At 45.1% G+C, this 17,430-nt stretch carries 14 protein-coding genes and 1 riboswitch; of the genes, 2 read left to right on the top strand and 12 right to left on the bottom strand.

The window, feature by feature from the left end; genetic code table 11:
* Positions 1 to 93: 93 nt before the first annotated feature.
* Positions 94 to 831, top strand: a complete 738-nt coding sequence (locus FTU00_RS00505) for a putative porin (protein WP_180178874.1) — start codon at positions 94 to 96, stop codon at positions 829 to 831.
* Between the two features lie 59 nt (positions 832 to 890).
* Here FTU00_RS00505 and recJ read toward each other — a convergent pair whose 3' ends face one another.
* From recJ to FTU00_RS00455, 10 genes are all read right to left on the bottom strand, one after another.
* Positions 891 to 2,594, bottom strand: a complete 1,704-nt coding sequence (gene recJ, locus FTU00_RS00500; protein ID WP_180025270.1) for a single-stranded-DNA-specific exonuclease RecJ — start codon at positions 2,592 to 2,594, stop codon at positions 891 to 893.
* 2 nt (positions 2,595 to 2,596) lie between these two features.
* Entirely contained in the window at positions 2,597 to 3,253 is a 657-nt protein-coding gene (gene pdxH, locus FTU00_RS00495) for a pyridoxamine 5'-phosphate oxidase (protein WP_180178873.1), read from the bottom strand.
* Between the two features lie 15 nt (positions 3,254 to 3,268).
* Positions 3,269 to 4,600 (bottom strand): phosphoglucosamine mutase, encoded by a 1,332-nt coding sequence (gene glmM / locus FTU00_RS00490; protein WP_034703592.1) that lies wholly within the window; start codon positions 4,598 to 4,600, stop codon positions 3,269 to 3,271.
* Positions 4,601 to 4,722: 122 nt separating this feature from the next.
* Entirely contained in the window at positions 4,723 to 6,189 is a 1,467-nt protein-coding gene (gene guaB / locus FTU00_RS00485; RefSeq protein WP_034170242.1) for an IMP dehydrogenase, read from the bottom strand.
* A gap of 262 nt (positions 6,190 to 6,451) precedes the next feature.
* Complete coding sequence (locus FTU00_RS00480; protein ID WP_166137458.1) at positions 6,452 to 6,817, bottom strand: YkgJ family cysteine cluster protein; 366 nt, start codon at positions 6,815 to 6,817, stop codon at positions 6,452 to 6,454.
* A gap of 100 nt (positions 6,818 to 6,917) precedes the next feature.
* Positions 6,918 to 7,715 (bottom strand): MBL fold metallo-hydrolase, encoded by a 798-nt coding sequence (locus tag FTU00_RS00475; protein WP_159123793.1) that lies wholly within the window; start codon positions 7,713 to 7,715, stop codon positions 6,918 to 6,920.
* 186 nt (positions 7,716 to 7,901) lie between these two features.
* Entirely contained in the window at positions 7,902 to 8,477 is a 576-nt protein-coding gene (locus FTU00_RS00470; protein WP_159123792.1) for a TMEM165/GDT1 family protein, read from the bottom strand.
* A 73-nt stretch (positions 8,478 to 8,550) separates the two neighbouring features.
* Positions 8,551 to 8,691, bottom strand: a riboswitch (yybP-ykoY riboswitch).
* A gap of 88 nt (positions 8,692 to 8,779) precedes the next feature.
* Positions 8,780 to 10,807 carry a 2-oxo acid dehydrogenase subunit E2 gene (locus FTU00_RS00465; RefSeq protein WP_180178872.1) on the bottom strand — a complete coding sequence of 676 codons (2,028 nt, stop codon included), beginning with the start codon at positions 10,805 to 10,807 and terminating at the stop codon, positions 8,780 to 8,782.
* A gap of 2 nt (positions 10,808 to 10,809) precedes the next feature.
* Positions 10,810 to 13,512 carry a pyruvate dehydrogenase (acetyl-transferring), homodimeric type gene (aceE, locus tag FTU00_RS00460; RefSeq protein WP_125279167.1) on the bottom strand — a complete coding sequence of 901 codons (2,703 nt, stop codon included), beginning with the start codon at positions 13,510 to 13,512 and terminating at the stop codon, positions 10,810 to 10,812.
* 350 nt (positions 13,513 to 13,862) lie between these two features.
* Complete coding sequence (locus FTU00_RS00455; RefSeq protein ID WP_180178997.1) at positions 13,863 to 14,552, bottom strand: M23 family metallopeptidase; 690 nt, start codon at positions 14,550 to 14,552, stop codon at positions 13,863 to 13,865.
* Positions 14,553 to 14,662: 110 nt separating this feature from the next.
* Here FTU00_RS00455 and FTU00_RS00450 point away from each other — a divergent pair, with 110 nt between their 5' ends.
* Positions 14,663 to 15,103, top strand: a complete 441-nt coding sequence (locus FTU00_RS00450; protein ID WP_004781492.1) for a DciA family protein — start codon at positions 14,663 to 14,665, stop codon at positions 15,101 to 15,103.
* A gap of 99 nt (positions 15,104 to 15,202) precedes the next feature.
* Here FTU00_RS00450 and lpxC read toward each other — a convergent pair whose 3' ends face one another.
* Complete coding sequence (gene lpxC / locus FTU00_RS00445) at positions 15,203 to 16,105, bottom strand: UDP-3-O-acyl-N-acetylglucosamine deacetylase (protein WP_034170289.1); 903 nt, start codon at positions 16,103 to 16,105, stop codon at positions 15,203 to 15,205.
* Between the two features lie 126 nt (positions 16,106 to 16,231).
* Entirely contained in the window at positions 16,232 to 17,419 is a 1,188-nt protein-coding gene (gene ftsZ / locus FTU00_RS00440) for a cell division protein FtsZ (protein WP_179991920.1), read from the bottom strand.
* Positions 17,420 to 17,430 lie beyond the last annotated feature (11 nt).

The following is a 17,430-nucleotide window of genomic DNA, read 5'->3' as shown; positions in this document are numbered from 1 at the left end:
GTTTTTGCACATTGACGGGGCGATTATTATCTGTACAATTTGTTACAGCTGTTAATAAAACAGATGTATTTTATAACAAAGAGAGAACTCTAAATGCTTAAGAAATTTACTCTTGCTACAGCACTTCTTGCTGGCCTAGGAACTGCTCATGCTTACCAAACTGAAGTTGGGGGCTCTATTGGTATTATTGATCGTGATCAAGGTGGTTCAGACACAAGATTCGCGATTGACGGTACTTATTATTTTAATCAGGTTCAAGTTAAAAACTCTCCATTAAATGAAGCTGCATTCTTAAATCGCGCTAGTAATATAAATGGCGTTCTAAGTTATGAAGATGATTCTGACACTTTTGGCATCGGCGCAGGCATTGAATACTTTGTTCCGAACTCAGATTTTTATTTGAACGGCAATATTTCTCATTTTGATAATGATGCTGTTGATGAGACTAGTTATACAGCTGAAGTCGGTTATTTACCTGTGCCTGGCTTCTTAGTTGCGATCGGTCTTATTGGCATTTCTCAAGATGATGCAGATGATGAAATTGATCCAACCTTACGTGCCAAATATGTTACTCAAGTTGGTCAATATGATATGAATTTTGAGGGGGGCGCAAGCTTTGGTGACATTGATGCCTATAATCTCGGTGCAGATTTATATTTAGACAAGACTTTCAGTGTTGGTCTGGGCTACTCTGATTCTGACTTTGAAGGTAGCGATGTCTTTACTATTCGTGCGAAGAAATTCTTTAACCAGCAAGTTAGCCTAGAAGGTTCTATTGATTTTGGTGATAATGCTGATATATTCAATATACGAGCTGCTTACCGCTTCTAATCTGTAAGATTAAAAGTCCAAAAAAACCGCTCAATTGAGCGGTTTTTTATTTGAATAATTTATTGTTCCAGATGAGCAATTCGCATTTGCAGGCTGACATTGCCATTAAATACATTTTTATCCAGTTCATAGACCAGACGAACATGCTGCTTCATCGGATCAAACTTGTATTTATCGATGGCACTAAAAGCAATCGCATCCACAACCTGTCCATTCTCTAAGGCAACACGTAATTTCAGATGTACATCCTTGAGCCAGCGGTAATCCAGAATCTTAAAGATGCCTTCAAAAATCGGTTGAGGAAACTTTTGCCCCCATGGACTTAAGTTTTGCAGTAAATCGACCGTTTCAATTTGGAAAGCTGATGCCGGTAGTTCCCCATCAGTCCACAGCGTAGCGGTAAATAGGCTTTCATCCATCTCTGCAATCAGCTGTTCAAAGACCTGTTTAAATTCAGCAAAATGCTGCTTTTTAATGGTTAGTCCCGCTGCAGCCGCATGTCCACCGAAATGGCTGACCAGATGCGGATACTGCTCTGCTATCCGTTCAATGCTATCCCGGATATGAATCCCTTCGATGGAACGTGCCGAACCTTTGATATGAATCCCATCTTCATCTGCTGCGAACACAATACTTGGACGATGAAACTGTTCTTTTAAGCGCCCCGCTACAATCCCGATCACGCCCTGATGCCAGTGCTGTTCAAACATGATCAGTGCGGCTGGCAAAGTATTCTCATCCAGCTGGATTTTTTCCAGTTCAGTCAAAGCTTCCTGTTTGATTTTGCCTTCTACCTGACGGCGTTCGACATTGAGCTGATTCAGCTGTTCTGCGAGTGGATAAGCGGTTGCCAGATCCGGAGCGAGCAGACACTCAATCCCGATATCCATGGTTTCCATACGACCCGCAGCATTAATACGTGGACCAAGCACAAAACCCAGATCCTGTGCTTTGAGCGTAGCTGCATCACGACCAGCAATCTCCAGCAAGGCACTGATGCCAGGTCGGCAAAGATGATGTTGAATCCGTTTTAAGCCGGCATCCACCAGAATACGGTTGTTATAGTCCAGACTTGCGACATCTGCATAAGTACCTAAAGCGACCAGATCCAGATAATTGGTAATAACCGTTGAAGATTTACCCAACTTTTTACGATGAGTCGATAGATTTGCCAGAACATAAAAAGCTACCCCTACACCTGCCAAGGCCTTACTTGGAAAATCACAACCCAGCTGATTGGGATTGACCACAGCCTCTGCTGCAGGTGTAGGCTTGGTAGTTAAGTGGTGATCGGTAATAATCACCTGCATACCATGATCTTGCGCCTGTTTCACGCCTTCATGACTGGAAATCCCGTTATCCACTGTGATTAAAAGATCCGGCGTAAAATTAGCAAAAGCCAGATCCGCAATCGCAGGTGTCAGGCCATAACCATACTTAAACCGGTCAGGAACCAGATAGTCGACATGAGCACCCATATCACGCAGAGCAAGTACCATCAGTGTGGTACTGGTCGCCCCATCAGCATCATAGTCACCGACAATTACGATTTTCTGGCCGGCATCTATAGCCTGATCAATCAGCTGGACCGCTTCCGTTAAGCCTTTCATGGTCGGAGCCAGCAGATGCTTGAGTTTCAGCTCCAGCTCCTGTTCAGATTCCACGCCACGGCGTGCCAGAATGTTAGCTACAAATGAAGGCACGCCCTGAAAAGATTCAGGGCGTGTCAGTAAAGGTCTTTGCTTGATTTCAAGTTTAGGCATTGTTATGGCATCAATCGTTGTAGTTTCCACGCCCCATCGATTTTTTCATAACTCAGGCGGTCATGTAAACGGTTGGGACGGCCCTGCCAGAATTCATAATAATCCGGCTGCAAACGATAGCCGCCCCAGAATCCCGGCTTATCCAGCTCTTCCTGATTGGCAACCTGCTGATGCAGATTCCAGAAACGTTGCTGTAGTTCTTCACGACTCGCAACCACACCGCTTTGCGGGGTACTGATATGCGCAGCGATCTGACTTTCGCGCGGACGTTTATGATAATAGTCAGTTGATTCTTCTTCCGAAATTTTAATTACCTTACCGCTAATCCGGATCTGACGTTCCTGTTCCTGCCAGTAAAACAGCAGTTCAGCATACGGGTTTTCGGCCAGATCCAGACCTTTCTGACTATCATAATTGGTATAGAAATCATAACCCGCTTCAGTCGCACCACGCAGCAACACTGTGCGCACATGCGGACGACCCTGTGCATTTGCAGTTGCCAATGACATGGCATAAGGTTCATGCAGCTGTGCAGCAAGTGCATGGTTAAACCACTGCAAAAACTGCATATGCGGATTGGGATTGACCTGATCTTCATGTAGCTCGCCTTTTTGGTAGTTCAGACGCAGTTCACTTAGATCCTTAATCAGATCGCTCATTCACTCTTCCCCCATTTAAGCGGCGTTGGCACGTACCGCATCAGCCAATGAATTTGCCAGTGTGGTTACCTCTGCAAGATCCTCGCCTTCCACCATGACACGGATCACCGGTTCAGTCCCTGATTTACGGATCAGTAAACGGCCACGGCCTTTGAGCTGTTCTTCAGCTTTGCTAAATTCTGCAGTCAAAGCAGGCACTGAGTACGGGTCAAACATGGTATTCAGACGTACATTCACCAAGACATTCGGCAATAATTTAAAATCAGCCACTAACTCGTGCAGTGCTTTCTTCTGCTCGACCATCACGGTTAAGACTTGCAGCGCAGCAATAATCGCATCGCCTGTGGTGCTCTTGTCCAAAGTCAGGATATGGCCTGATGGCTCACCACCAATCGACCAGCCTTTTTCTTCCAGACCTTGCAGTACATAACGGTCACCGACTTTGGCACGTAGCAGCTCTACCCCAGCTTTCTCGAGGGCCAGTTCCAGCGCCATATTGCTCATCAAGGTACCAACAATCCCAGCTGGCTTATTTTTTGCCTGAGTCGCAAGAATATACAGAATATGATCGCCGGTAATTTGCTCACCGTTTTTATCGACCATAATCACGCGGTCAGCATCACCATCGAAGGCTATGCCTAAATCAGCACCATGCTCAACCACTGCTTTTTGCAGATTTTCCGGATGAGTTGAACCACAGTTCTCATTGATATTCAGACCGGTCGGTTCATCATAGATGGAAATAACCTTAGCACCCAGTTCACGGAAAACCGCAGGGCCAACGCTATAAGCTGCACCATTGGCACAGTCAACGACAATGGTTAAATCATTCAGGTCTAAATGGTATGGGAAAGTCGACTTACAGAATTCGATATAACGACCATTAGCATCTTTCACACGGAAACTTTTACCCAAGTTCGCGTTATCTTCGATCACCAGTTCTTTTTCCAGTTCCTGGTTGATCTCATCCTGCAAAGCATCAGGCAGTTTTTTGCCTTCACTCGAGAAAAATTTAATCCCGTTATCGAAATACGGATTGTGTGATGCAGAAATGACAATACCGAGACTAGCATGCAAAGCACGGGTCAAATGGGCAATGGCAGGTGTTGGCAAAGGTCCAAGCAGATGCACATAAACACCTGCCGCATTGAGTCCTGCCTGTAGCGCAGATTCCAGAATATAACCAGATAAACGGGTATCTTTCCCCAGTACCACCAATGGTTTGTTTTTTTTGCTATTTCGTTTTAATACTTTTCCTGCCGCAAAACCTAATTTCAGGGCAAATTCAGGTGTAATCGGTAACTCACCAAATTTTCCACGAATACCATCGGTACCAAAATAACTCATGCTTTGTCTCACTTCTTAGCGGGTGATTTACATCATCCTTTTTCATTGTGCAACACTGTACACCAAAACAAAAAAGCCGTCATGAGGATGACGGCTTTTTTAGAGTAAACAATCAGCGAAAGTTAACCCATACGGTAGTTTGGCGCTTCTTTGGTGATGGTTACATCATGCACGTGAGACTCAGACATACCGGCAGATGTGATTTTCACAAACTTGGCATTTTGACGAAGATCATCAATCGTTGCAGAACCAGTATAGCCCATAGAAGAACGCAGACCGCCCATCATCTGATGCACGATATTGCCCATTGGGCCTTTGTACGGTACGCGACCTTCAATACCTTCAGGAACCAGTTTTTCAGCACCGGCTTTAGAATCCTGGAAGTAACGGTCAGCAGAACCAGTCGCACCAGCCATCGCACCCAAAGAACCCATACCACGGTAAGCCTTGTAGTAACGGCCCTGGAAGAATTCAACTTCGCCCGGTGCTTCTTCAGTACCGGCCATCAGTGAACCCACCATGATGGTACTTGCACCAGCGCCAATCGCTTTTGCCATATCTCCAGAGAAACGGATACCACCATCAGCAATCAATGGAATCTGTTCTTTCAATGCACGTGCAACAGAATCAATTGCAGAGATTTGTGGCATACCAATACCAGCCACAATACGAGTTGTACAGATTGAGCCAGGACCAATCCCCACTTTTACGGCGTCCGCACCCGCATCAAGCAAGGCAAGCGCAGCATCACCAGTGGCGATATTACCGCCAATCACTTGAACTTGTGGGTAGTTCTGTTTGACCCAGCGTACACGCTCGATCACACCCGCAGAGTGACCATGTGCAGTGTCCACAACGATCACATCTACACCAGCATCAACCAGTGCTTCTACACGGCTTGGTGTTTCAGCACCCGTACCGACTGCTGCACCTACACGTAGACGACCTAAATCATCTTTACAGCTATTTGGATAAAGTTCCGCTTTACGGAAATCAGTTACCGTGATCAAGCCTTTTAATTCGTTGTTTTCGCCAACAACGATCACTTTTTCAATACGGTTTTTTTGCAATAAGGCCTGAATGTTTTCTTTCGATTCGCCTTCACGCACAGTCACCAGACGGTCTTGGCCAGTCATGATATTGCTAACCGGCTGTTCCAGATTGGTTTCAAAACGTGTATCACGACCTGTCACGATACCAACCACTTTACCGTCTTTAACCACGGGTACGCCACTGATGTTATTCGCTTGAGTTACAGCGATCAGTTCACGTACTGTAGTTTCTGGGGTAACTGTGATCGGATCTTTCACCATACCGGCTTCAAATTTTTTCACACGGCGTACTTCTGCGGCCTGGGCAGCAATATCCATGTTCTTGTGCAGAATACCGATACCGCCATTTTGTGCCATCGCAATTGCCATACGTGACTCAGTCACAGTATCCATAGCTGCTGAAACAAGTGGGATATTCAGGTTAATGCCGCGAGTCAGGCGTGTCTTTAGAGAGACATCTTTTGGGAGAACAGTAGAGTAGGCAGGGAGTAATAGGACATCATCGAAGGTTAACGCGTCTTGAACGATGGTCAACATAACAGTCTCACTGGTAATTTCCGTGCGCTATTATAAACAAATTTAGCTCTAAATTTCATTGCAATTGCAAAATTTATTTTGTCTAAATCTGGACTTAGATTTAATCCGAATATCTAAACCTGTAAATTTGACTATTCAATCAACAATTTAAATATGCCAGAGTAGTCATCATATTTATTTGCTTTACAAAATCCCTTACTAATTTTTTCTCCCATAAAAAAAGCAGAGTCCATACCCTGCTTTTTAAATCTTGAGTTTGAATTTAGCTCACCCGTTCGAAATTATCATCATTTTCGGCTTCATCCGGCTCAATCTGGATGAATGGAATCATATTGTGTGCCATCCGTGCTTTATTGCACTGGGCATCAGCGATCTGCACTTCTTTACAGGATGAGCTACGTAGCTCGTACATGCCGCAACTCACCTGCTCGCCAATCTTGCCTTCTAGCGCAACACAGCGCGGATTTTTCTGATTGGTTCCCGCCATGCATGAATAGACCGAGGTGACAGGCTCAGTATAGTGCTCAGGCATGGGAATCCCCTCTGCCCAATAAAATGAAACCCTGAAATAGGCGCAACATGCGCCACAACTTAAACATGCATCTTGTGTAGGAACTTGAGACAACATTTCTTATAAATTCTCGTCATCAAAAACAGTTTTTTTTGCCGGCGGAAAATATAAAAAATGTTGTTTTTCTACTCAAGAAAAAATTTAAAATTTTCTTGAACTATTCAGGACAAGTAAAAACAGTTTCATCCATTAAATCAGTGCCACATTCCAGTGTTTCAATCCAGTCCAGAAACTGGTTAATCTGTTCTTTACCCACAAATGGTGTTCCATGTTGTGGCACAATCATGTCTACATCCATGGTACGTACCATCTGTACCCATAAACGAATCACCTTGTTATTGCACATATAGCGCTGGTGAAATCCTTTCATTTTCGGAATATGCGCTGCAAAATTTTCCAGTGGCTTTGAAGCATCCTCGACCATTGACGCCCCCATATCACCAGAAAACAGGATCTTGGCAATCGGGTCATAAAACTGGAAATTACCGACTGAATGTAAAAAGTGCGCTGGAATAGCAATAATGCTGGATTGACCGAGTGGAATGATCTGACCATGATCCGGCAATTCAACCAGACGATCCAGCCAGTTACCTTTCATACGGTCACTCATAAAGGCTGAATTCAGATGCGGCAAGAAACGCGCCCAGAGCTTGGAAGCTACGACTTTGGCTTCGGTATAGACCAGCCAGCGCGGCATGGACGTAATAATGTCCGGATCCTGATGCGATGCCATCACATAATCCAGATTGCTTAACCGGGTATAGCGGTTCAGTTCCATTGTCAACGGTACATAAGTTAAATCACCGCCCGGATCAAGTACTGCAGCACGCTCATTGTCTAAAATCAGAAATTGGTTTGCCTGGACACCTTCACCTTTAACGAGACTGGTAAAACTAATACATTTATGTGTCCCATTATCAAACAAGACTTGCGATGTGGTGCGCTCGAAGGCCATCAGTAATCCCCAATTTTTTTCGTTTAGGATGGTTTTTCTATAGGCATATAACATATAGGGAATTAAATGAACTTACAATCAATAAAACTGGATATATCACTTTATTTATCAGTAAATTGAGCACAATTTCACAATAAAAAATCCCGAGTTTTTAGCTCAGGATTTATACGAAATTGATTTTTATTTTTAAAATAAATAATGTTGTGCCAAGGTGCCGACACCAATGATCAAGAAAATACTGGCGCCAATTTTATGAATCAGGCCGATTGGAAGTTTATTCGCCAGTTTATCACCGATAAATACCGCAGGTGCGTTGGCAATCATCATTCCGACGGTAGTACCCATCATCACCCAAAGCACACTGTCAAAACGTGCTGCCAGTGCCACTGTCGCAATCTGGGTTTTATCGCCAATTTCAGCCAGGAAGAACAGCACAAAAGTCGCACCAAACACGCCGTACTTTTGCCATTTATTGATACTGTCGTTTTCATCCCCTAATTCATCCGGAATCAGCATCCAGATTGCCATCCCAATAAAACCGACTGACACGATCCACAGCAAAATTTCTGGCCCAATAACGGTAGTGACCCATTGCCCCAGGGCTGCTGAAAGACCATGGTTAATCAGGGTTGCCAGTAAAATTGCAATTAAAATCGGTGTCGGTTTGCGGAAACGTGCTGCAAGAAGCAAAGCCAGTAACTGGGTTTTATCACCCATTTCGGCAAGTGCAACGATGGCCGTGGAAAGCAGGAATTCGTACATGCGGTCTTTCTCTGGCTGGCATTTTCTACCGATGATTCACCCTTCCCGCCAGCCAAAATCTGCAGAATGGTAAATCAAAGGTCTTGCCAACAAAAGAAAGCTTCGAGAAGCTTATTTGGTTCTTTGCTATGATGACCATGCCCTGTTGAGCAAATATGTTGACCATCACCCTTCTGCTTTGCGCAAAAGGCGGCTACTCCCCAATGAAGTGCGCCCATTATAGCCAACCGTGTTTATATTTACAAATTGTCATATAAAAAAACCCTGCCGGAGCAGGGTTTTTATTTTCATACATTCATGAATCAGATCAAGAGTGTACGAATATCCTTTAACAGCTTGGTCAGCTTATTGGTAAAGCGTGCAGCATCGGCACCATTAATTACGCGATGGTCATAAGACAGTGACAGTGGCAGCATCAAACGTGGATCAAAGCCCTCCCCATTCCATACCGGTTGCATGGTCGCAGGAGAAATACCCAAGATCGCCACTTGCGGCCAGTTCACCAACGGCGTAAATGCTGTACCGCCAATTGAGCCCAAGCTGGTGATGGTGAAGTTCGCACCTTGCAGATCTTTAGGTGATAATTTCTTATCACGCGCTTTCTGGCTTAACTCACCGAGCTCAATAGCGATCTTCTTGATCGACTTCTGGTCCGGGTTACGTAATACAGGAACAGTCAGACCATCTGGCGTCGCAACCGCAATGCCCATATGGATCTCATTCCGTAGCAATACCGATTTACCGTCATCAGACAGGTGACCGGCAAACTCACGCTCTTCTTTGAGCAGATAAGCTACAGCCTTGATAATGAAAGCCATGATGGTCAGGCCAATACCTTCTTTTTTGAAGTTGCCTTTCAGCTCATTACGCCAAGCTTCCAGCTCAGTGATATCGGCTGCATCAAACTGGGTCACTTGTGGGATGTAGTTATTTAACGATAACTGCGGAATCGAAACCTGTTGCAGACGTGTCAAGGCTTTCTCTTCTACCCCACCAAAAGCACTGAAATCAGGCAGTTTTGGCAAACCAGCAGGAGCTGTAACTGCCGCAGGTGCAACTGTTGTTTGCAGTGCAGTCAGACGATTTTTCACATACGCAAACAGGTCTTCTTTCATTAGACGTTCATGCGGACCAGAAGCCTTCACTTCTGCCAATACCACACCCAGTTCACGAGCCAGTTTACGCACAGCAGGACCAGCATAAACTTTGGCATTGGCAGCGTTCTGCTCTTTGGTGAGCTTGTCTGCACTATGCGTTTCAGGTGTCGCAGCAGGTTCAGCTTTTGGAGCTGTGGCTGGTGCAGGCGTAGCTTTGACTGCAGGTGCTTCTGATTTTTCCGCTGGAGCTGCAGCAGGTGATGCTTGTCCTTCAGCTTTAATCGTAATCAGTGCCACACCTTCAGAAACACTCTGGCCCAGCTCAACATGAATCGCCTTAATCACTCCGGCAGTCGTGCTCGGCACTTCTACTGTCGCTTTATCTGATTCGACCACAATGATGCTCTGGTCTTTCTCCACCGTATCACCGACCTGTACCAGAATTTCTGCTACAGCAGCCTTGTCTACACCCAAGTCAGGTACTTTTACTTCAATATCGCCTGCAGGGGATGCCGCCTGTTGTGACGCTGTTTCAGTTTTGGCTTCAGGTGTTGCTTGAGCTTTCGGCTTTTCTGCCGCTTGAGGCGCTGCTTGCTCAGCAGCTGGTGCCGAATCTGCAGTTTTCACTGTCAGAATCAGCACTCCTTCTTTGACTGAATCACCTTCCTGAATATGAATCGCTTCCACAGTACCTGCAACCGTACTTGGTACTTCAACTGTCGCTTTATCCGATTCAACCACGACCAGGCTTTGATCAACTTCAACTTCATCGCCAACCTGAACCAGAATTTCACCCACCAGGGCTTTTTCTACGCCAATATCCGGCAATTTCACTTCTACAGTAGATGTAGAAGCCGATTGAGAGGACTGTTCACTTTGGCTAGAGGCTTTAGGCTGATGTGTCGCCACTTCCTGCAGAATTTCCTCATCAGGCAATTGAGTTGGGGTATTTTCCGAAGTTTTGTCAGCAGCATCAGCTTCCTGACTTTCTACCGTACCGGCATCATCTTCAGCCTGCAGTTCAATCAAGACAGTACCTTCAGATACTTCATCACCCTGATTGATCAGGATGTTTTTGACCACACCTGCTGAAGTGCTTGGCACTTCAACAGAGGCTTTATCCGATTCCAGCAGCACAATACTTTCATCTACAGCGATGGTGTCACCCACCTTCACCAGGATTTCTGCCACAGTTGCCTTGTCTACACCAATATCTGGAGTCGTAATTTGCATGATTAGTTCTCCTCTTTGTAGTCAGCAACTGGATGCAATTCAGGAGTCGCCTGAGGTGCCCAAGCCACCGGACGATCAGTATCTAACTCAAAGCTAGAGATCGCGTCTTTCACTAAACGTGCATCGACTTCGCCTTCATCTGCCAGCTTCTTCAAGGTTGCTACGACAATATGTGCAGCATCGACACCAAAGTAGCTACGCAGGTTGCCACGGGTATCTGAACGGCCATAACCATCGGTACCCAAGGCTACGAATGGACGGCTATCTGGAAGATAGGCACGGATCTGTTCGCTATAGGCACGCATGTGATCGGTAGCCGATACCACAATACCGTCCTTGTCACGTAACTGCTGAGACACCCATGGCTCTTTCGCTTCTTCAGCCAGTGGATGCAGGCGGTTATATTCTTCACATGCCATACCATCGCGAGCGAGTTCGTTAAAGCTGGTCACGCTCCAGACATTGGCATGAATCTGATATTCCTCACGCAGGATTTTTGCGGCCTTGATGACTTCACGCAGAATCACGCCTGAACCCATCAACTGAACCGTCGCTTTTTCGTCTTCTTCCAGCAGATACATACCACGCTTGATGCCTTCTTCTGCACCTTGCGGCATTGGTGGATGTTCGTAATTTTCGTTCATCAAGGTCAGATAATAGAACACACGCTCCTGATTCACATACATACGTTGCAGACCATCATGCACGATCACGGCAAGCTCATAGCCAAAGCACGGGTCATAAGAGACACAGTTTGGAATGGTGTTGGCCAGAATATGCGAATGACCATCCTGATGCTGCAAGCCCTCACCATTTAAGGTAGTACGGCCAGCGGTTGCACCCAGCAAGAAACCTTGCGCCTGTGCATCACCTGCTGCCCAGGCAATATCGCCAATACGCTGGAAGCCGAACATTGAGTAGTACATGTACATCGGGATCATTGGCAGGTTATTGGTTGAATAACTGGTCGCCAACGCCGCCCATGCACTCATTGCACCGGCTTCGTTAATCCCTTCCTGTAGCATATGACCATCTTTGGCTTCACGGTAATGCATCAACTGTTCCTGATCTTCAGGGGTATATTGTTGACCATGCGCTGCATAGATCCCCAATTGACGGAACATCCCTTCCAGACCAAAGGTACGCGCTTCATCTGGCACGATCGGCACCACACGGTCCTTAATTGCTTTCTCTTTTAATAATGCAGAGATGAGGCGAACCATGACCATGGTGGTGGACTGTTCTTTACCGTTTGAACCTTTAAGCACAGCATCAAATACAGAAAGTTCAGGAATCGGTAAAGATTCGCTTTCTTTGCGACGTGCTGGCAGATAACCACCCAGTGCCTCACGGCGTGCCTTCATATATTTAATTTCAGGCGAATTTTCACTTGGGCGGTAGAATGGAATTTCTTCCAGTTGTTCATCAGTAAATGGCAAGTTGAAACGGTTACGTACATATTTCAATGATTCCAGCTGCATTTTCTTGATTTGGTGCGTCTTGTTCACCGCTTCAATTTCATCAGACAGACCATAACCTTTTACGGTTTTCGCCAGAATGACCGTTGGTTGACCTTTGGCCTTGGTCGCTTCTGCATAGGCAGCAAAGACTTTGTACGGATCATGACCACCACGGTTCAGATTATCGATATCTTCATCGCTCAGGTCTTTGACCAAAGCTTCTGCTTCTGGATATTTACCAAAGAAATGTGCGCGTGCATAAGCACCACCTTTCACCTGATAGCGCTGATAATCACCATCTACTGCTTCTTCCATAATCGCTTTGAGTGCACCAGATTTGTCTTTATCCAGTAGCGGATCCCAATGACGACCCCAGACAACTTTAATCACGCGCCAGCCAGCACCACGGAACAATGATTCAAGTTCCTGAATGATCTTGCCATTACCACGTACCGGGCCATCCAGACGCTGCAAGTTACAGTTCACCACCCAGATCAGGTTGTCCAGCTTCTCACGACCCGCCAGTGAAATCGCGCCTAAGCTTTCCGGCTCATCCATTTCGCCATCGCCCAGATAAGCCCAGACTTTACGGTCTTCTTCCTTAATCAGGCCACGGTTCATCAGATACTTTTGAATATGCGCCTGATAGATCGACATGATTGGACCCAGGCCCATCGATACCGTCGGGAACTGCCAGTAGTCTGGCATCAAGTAAGGATGAGGATAAGAAGGCAGACCTTTGCCGCCGACTTCACGACGGAAATTATTCAGATGCTCTTCAGTTAAGCGGCCTTCTAGAAATGAGCGGGCATAAATCCCCGGGGCACAGTGACCTTGATAGTAGATCAGGTCGCCACCGAAGCTGTCGTTATTGGCACGGAAGAAATGGTTAAAACCCACATCGTATAAAGTGGCAGATGAAGCAAAGCTGGCCAAGTGACCACCTAAGTCATCACCGGTTTTATTTGCGCGAAGCACCATTGCCAAAGCATTCCAGCGGATCAGCGCGCGAATACGGCGCTCCATGTCCTGGTCGCCCGGCATCGCAGGTTGTTCTTCTACAGAAATAGTGTTTAAGTAGGGAGTATTTAAACGCTGAATAGGAACATGTTTGGCAATTGCGCGTTGATAAAGTTTTTCAAGTAAAAAGGCGGCGCGCTCGGTTCCCATGTGCTGCAAAACGGAGTCAAAAGCATCTTGCCATTCTTGGGTTTCTTGAGCGTCGGTATCTCCATAAAACGCCATAATCTACAGTTCCTGAAAGCCAAATTGATCACTTATATGTATCATATTTACGGCTTATGCAGGTATGGCTCTGGCTGAATGCGGTTCTGGAGTACTATTTATTATCTAAATATCCATTGACACTTTCTTACACAAAGTAACAAAAAGAAGTCAATAATGGCGCTTTTTTATACGACAGTTATAATTCTCGGTGATAATATAATATCTAAAAGCAATTAGACCGAACTCCTTCTCTACTCCCTGGAAGAAATGTTCAGTCTAATTGCCTTAAAAGCGGTTTGATTGATTTTTTATGAGTATCAAGTATCAGACGTATTAAAGTATTTCAGTTATTTTGAGCAAAGCTACGCTTAAGGCAACATTGCTAAATAAGTTGAAGGATTTTTACGTTGACCGTCTTTTACTACTTCATAGTGTAGATGAGGACCAGTACAACGACCTGTACAACCTACATTCGCAATATGATCACCGGCTTGCACCTGATCTCCCACACGTGCAATCAAGCGTGAAGCATGGGCATAACGAGTAAGGTATCCATTACCATGGTTAATTTCGACATACTGACCATAACCTGTACCCCAACCCGATTTGGTTACGATACCAGGACCAGTTGCATAGATCGGTGTACCGCTTGTAGCAGCCAGATCTAGACCTGAGTGATTTTCAGCACGACCACCCATGGTACGGCCGCCAAAATTTGAGCTGACACGTTTCATGTCGGGTAATGGATGAGCCACTAACCACGAATAAGGATTATTTGAAGATGCAACTTTACTGGATGAAGAATTGCCATATTTTTGAGCAATGGTCTGATTATTCAGTTCAACCGGTTTTTCACGTAGCTGAACATTTAATTTAGTTTGTGCGGGAATATCAATATCTTCAGGATGGGTATAAGAACCCTGCGATAAAGTACGTGTTAACTGCTCAAGACGGTCAGGTGTAGCATCTTGTTGATTCAGATCCACTAAATCTGCAAAAGCTACTGAAGCAGCTGAAACCGAAATAGAAAATGCCAATAGGATACGTCGCATAGGCATATGCATAAAAAACCTCTCTAAACTGCTAATCGAGTTTCTTGAAGATCTCTTCCTTGATATCCACTTTAAGAAGCGCATAAGATTAAGACATAAACATGTAGGAATTATGTATGTCGGAACCTGTCAACGTCTTTCAAAAAACAAGAAAACAGATAAAAACAGGAAACTTTTCGTTTCTCTCATCACAAGTTTCTGCATGGCAGAAGCTTACGAAACTCGTACAACCGCTATTGCCTCAACCCGAACAATGGCAAGTTGCCTGCTATCAAAATGGTGTGTTAACGATTACTGGTGAAAACCAAGCCATGATTTCTCAATTGGCCTATCTTCAAAAGCAATACATCTCACAACTCTCTCAAATAAACGAATTAAAAGATCTCACTAAAATCCAGGTTTGCTTAAGGAATCCATCCCCTGTTCAACCGGTTCCAGAAAAATCTGAAAGAGCCTTGAGTCCAGAAACACAGGAATTACTTCGCGGTGCTGCTGACTTTATAAGCGACCCTAAGCTTAGCCAAGCTTTACTACGTTTGGCAAGCAATAAAAAGTAACATTGCAATGAGATGTAATAAATTCCAATGTTGTTTTTATGTGACAGGTGTCACATTAGACGCAGCTAAGTTATAACACAAAGACACAAAGACAAGGACTTATGTCACAGTTACATAACTAATTGGACATTGAGTTACGTCATCAAATGTTACAATTTCATAGCTGCTTGGGTCACTTTTCACGTTACGCAATAGTTGATTATTCAAAGCATGCCCTGATTTGTAACCATCAAATTTGGCAATAATCTGGTGGCCTAGCAGGTATAAATCACCAACTGCATCTAGAATTTTGTGACGTACAAACTCATCCGAGAAACGCAAACCTTCTTCATTGACTACGCCGGTTTCATCTACACCGATGGCATTTTCCAAGCTTGCACCCAAAGCCAGATTATTGGCTTTCAAGTAGTCAAGGTCTTTCATAAAGCCGAATGTACGCGCTTCACTGACTTCATAAACAAAGGTTTCTGTAGAAAAATCGATGCTGGCAGATTGATGTTCTTTTTTAAAGGCAGGATGATCAAAATCAATAGTGAAATTTAGCTGAAAGCCGTCATGTGGGCTGAAAATCGCCCGTTTATCATCGATCAGGGCTTCAACAGGTTTAATAATTTTAATAAATTTCTTTGGTGCATCTAGTTCTTGCAAGCCGCCCTGCATGAGCAGATAAATGAAAGGTCCGGCACTGCCATCCATAATGGGAACTTCTGAAGCTGACACTTCAATAATCAGGTTATCAATACCTAATCCTGCAATGGCGCTCATCACATGCTCAATCGTACCCACTTTGGCATTTGACTGAACCAGGTTCGAACACATGAAGGCTTCCTGGATCAATAAGGCATCTGCAGGAATATCGACAGGTGGATCCAGATCAATACGACGAAACACAATGCCCCCATCGGCGTGGTGTGGCACAAAGTTAATCATAACCTTCTGCCCACTATGAAGACCGATTCCGCTCGCTTTCACGATACGTTGCAGGGTACGTTGTTTCAACATGCTTTTTATCATCTGTTCACCAATAAAACCGCTATACGTTAGCATATTTGGCCATTGATAAAAAACAAAAGGTGGCTCTAAAGCCACCTTTTCTGTGCAATCATCGTAAACACATGCTGTTACATATTATTTGCGCTGTTGATTTTTAAGATAATCTTGGATGCTCATTGGCGTTGGACGCGGACTAGAAACTGAAGCGGCAGGATTAGCTGCTGCACCTGCTTCATTTTGCTGACGCTGAATTGCCGGTACATCATCATCTTCAACTACTGCCTGTGATGATGATGGACGTACTGCCTGTACATTCGCGCGTTTAGTTGGCTCAACCGAATCTGCAGCATGGCGAGTCAAACCAGTCGCAATCACCGTTACACTGATTTCATCACGAGCATCAGGGTCAAATACTGTGCCGTAGAAGACCTGACCTTCGTCCAGATCCACGATCTGGTTTACAACATCAGTAATTTCTTCGATTTCACCGAAGGTTACGTCATCACCACCAGTCACGTTAATCAGAATACCTTTGGCATTCATGATGGTGACGTTATCCAGTAATGGGCTGCGAATCGCCTGCTCTGCTGCCTGACGTGCACGGTTTTCACCACGACCCAAGCCTACCCCCATCATGGCATAACCACGTGTACTCATTGCAGTTTTCAGATCGGCGAAGTCAAGGTTAATGTGACCAGGACGTACCACCAGATCAAAGATACTACGTACCGCATTCAACAGTACATCATCCGCTTTTTTATACGCATCCTTCATTGAAATATCACGGAAGACTTTCAATAGACGCTGGTTTGGAATGATGATCAGAGAATCTACATGCTGCTCTAGTGCTTCAATCCCCTTCTCGGCAGATTGCAGACGGCGTTTACCTTCGAAGTTGAATGGCGTAGTCACGACACCAACAGTCAGGATACCCATTTCTTTAGCAATTTCAGCAACGACTGGCGCAGCACCGGTACCTGTACCACCACCCATACCGGCGGTGACAAATACCATATCGGTACCTTCAAGCTGCTGGCGGATCAGTTCACGGCTTTCTTCTGCTGCCGCTTGACCGACCTGTGGATTTGCTCCAGCACCCAGACCACGTGTACTTTGCTCGCCCAGCTGAATTTTAAATTCGGCTTCCATGCGATCCAGTGCCTGTTTGTCTGTATTGGCACAGACGAACTTTACGCCCTGGATATCGGACTGCAACATATGCTGTACAGCATTACCACCCGCACCACCTACACCAAATACAGTGAAACGGGCTTGACCATTGCTATCGCTATGATCTTCTTCGAAAAATTCAAATGAGGCCATGACCTATAAAA

Origin of the sequence: Acinetobacter sp. YH12041 (assembly GCF_013419975.1) — a bacterium.
GTDB lineage: Bacteria > Pseudomonadota > Gammaproteobacteria > Pseudomonadales > Moraxellaceae > Acinetobacter.
Note: the sequence above shows the minus strand (reverse complement) of the source record. Positions and strands in the feature narration are given on the sequence as shown.

Coding starts and splice junctions, on each gene's coding strand:
- FTU00_RS00470 (WP_159123792.1), bottom strand. CDS start 8,477: ATGTACGAATTCCTGCTTTCCACGGCCATCGTTGCACTTGCCGAAATG.
- glmM (WP_034703592.1), bottom strand. CDS start 4,600: ATGAGTTATTTTGGTACCGATGGTATTCGTGGAAAATTTGGTGAGTTA.
- FTU00_RS00455 (WP_180178997.1), bottom strand. CDS start 14,552: ATGCCTATGCGACGTATCCTATTGGCATTTTCTATTTCGGTTTCAGCT.
- aceE (WP_125279167.1), bottom strand. CDS start 13,512: ATGGCGTTTTATGGAGATACCGACGCTCAAGAAACCCAAGAATGGCAA.
- FTU00_RS00505 (WP_180178874.1), top strand. CDS start 94: ATGCTTAAGAAATTTACTCTTGCTACAGCACTTCTTGCTGGCCTAGGA.
- ftsZ (WP_179991920.1), bottom strand. CDS start 17,419: ATGGCCTCATTTGAATTTTTCGAAGAAGATCATAGCGATAGCAATGGT.
- guaB (WP_034170242.1), bottom strand. CDS start 6,189: ATGTTGACCATCGTTCAAGACGCGTTAACCTTCGATGATGTCCTATTA.
- FTU00_RS00475 (WP_159123793.1), bottom strand. CDS start 7,715: ATGGCCTTCGAGCGCACCACATCGCAAGTCTTGTTTGATAATGGGACA.
- recJ (WP_180025270.1), bottom strand. CDS start 2,594: ATGCCTAAACTTGAAATCAAGCAAAGACCTTTACTGACACGCCCTGAA.
- FTU00_RS00465 (WP_180178872.1), bottom strand. CDS start 10,807: ATGCAAATTACGACTCCAGATATTGGTGTAGACAAGGCAACTGTGGCA.
- FTU00_RS00480 (WP_166137458.1), bottom strand. CDS start 6,817: ATGTTGTCTCAAGTTCCTACACAAGATGCATGTTTAAGTTGTGGCGCA.
- pdxH (WP_180178873.1), bottom strand. CDS start 3,253: ATGAGCGATCTGATTAAGGATCTAAGTGAACTGCGTCTGAACTACCAA.
- lpxC (WP_034170289.1), bottom strand. CDS start 16,105: ATGTTGAAACAACGTACCCTGCAACGTATCGTGAAAGCGAGCGGAATC.
- FTU00_RS00450 (WP_004781492.1), top strand. CDS start 14,663: ATGTCGGAACCTGTCAACGTCTTTCAAAAAACAAGAAAACAGATAAAA.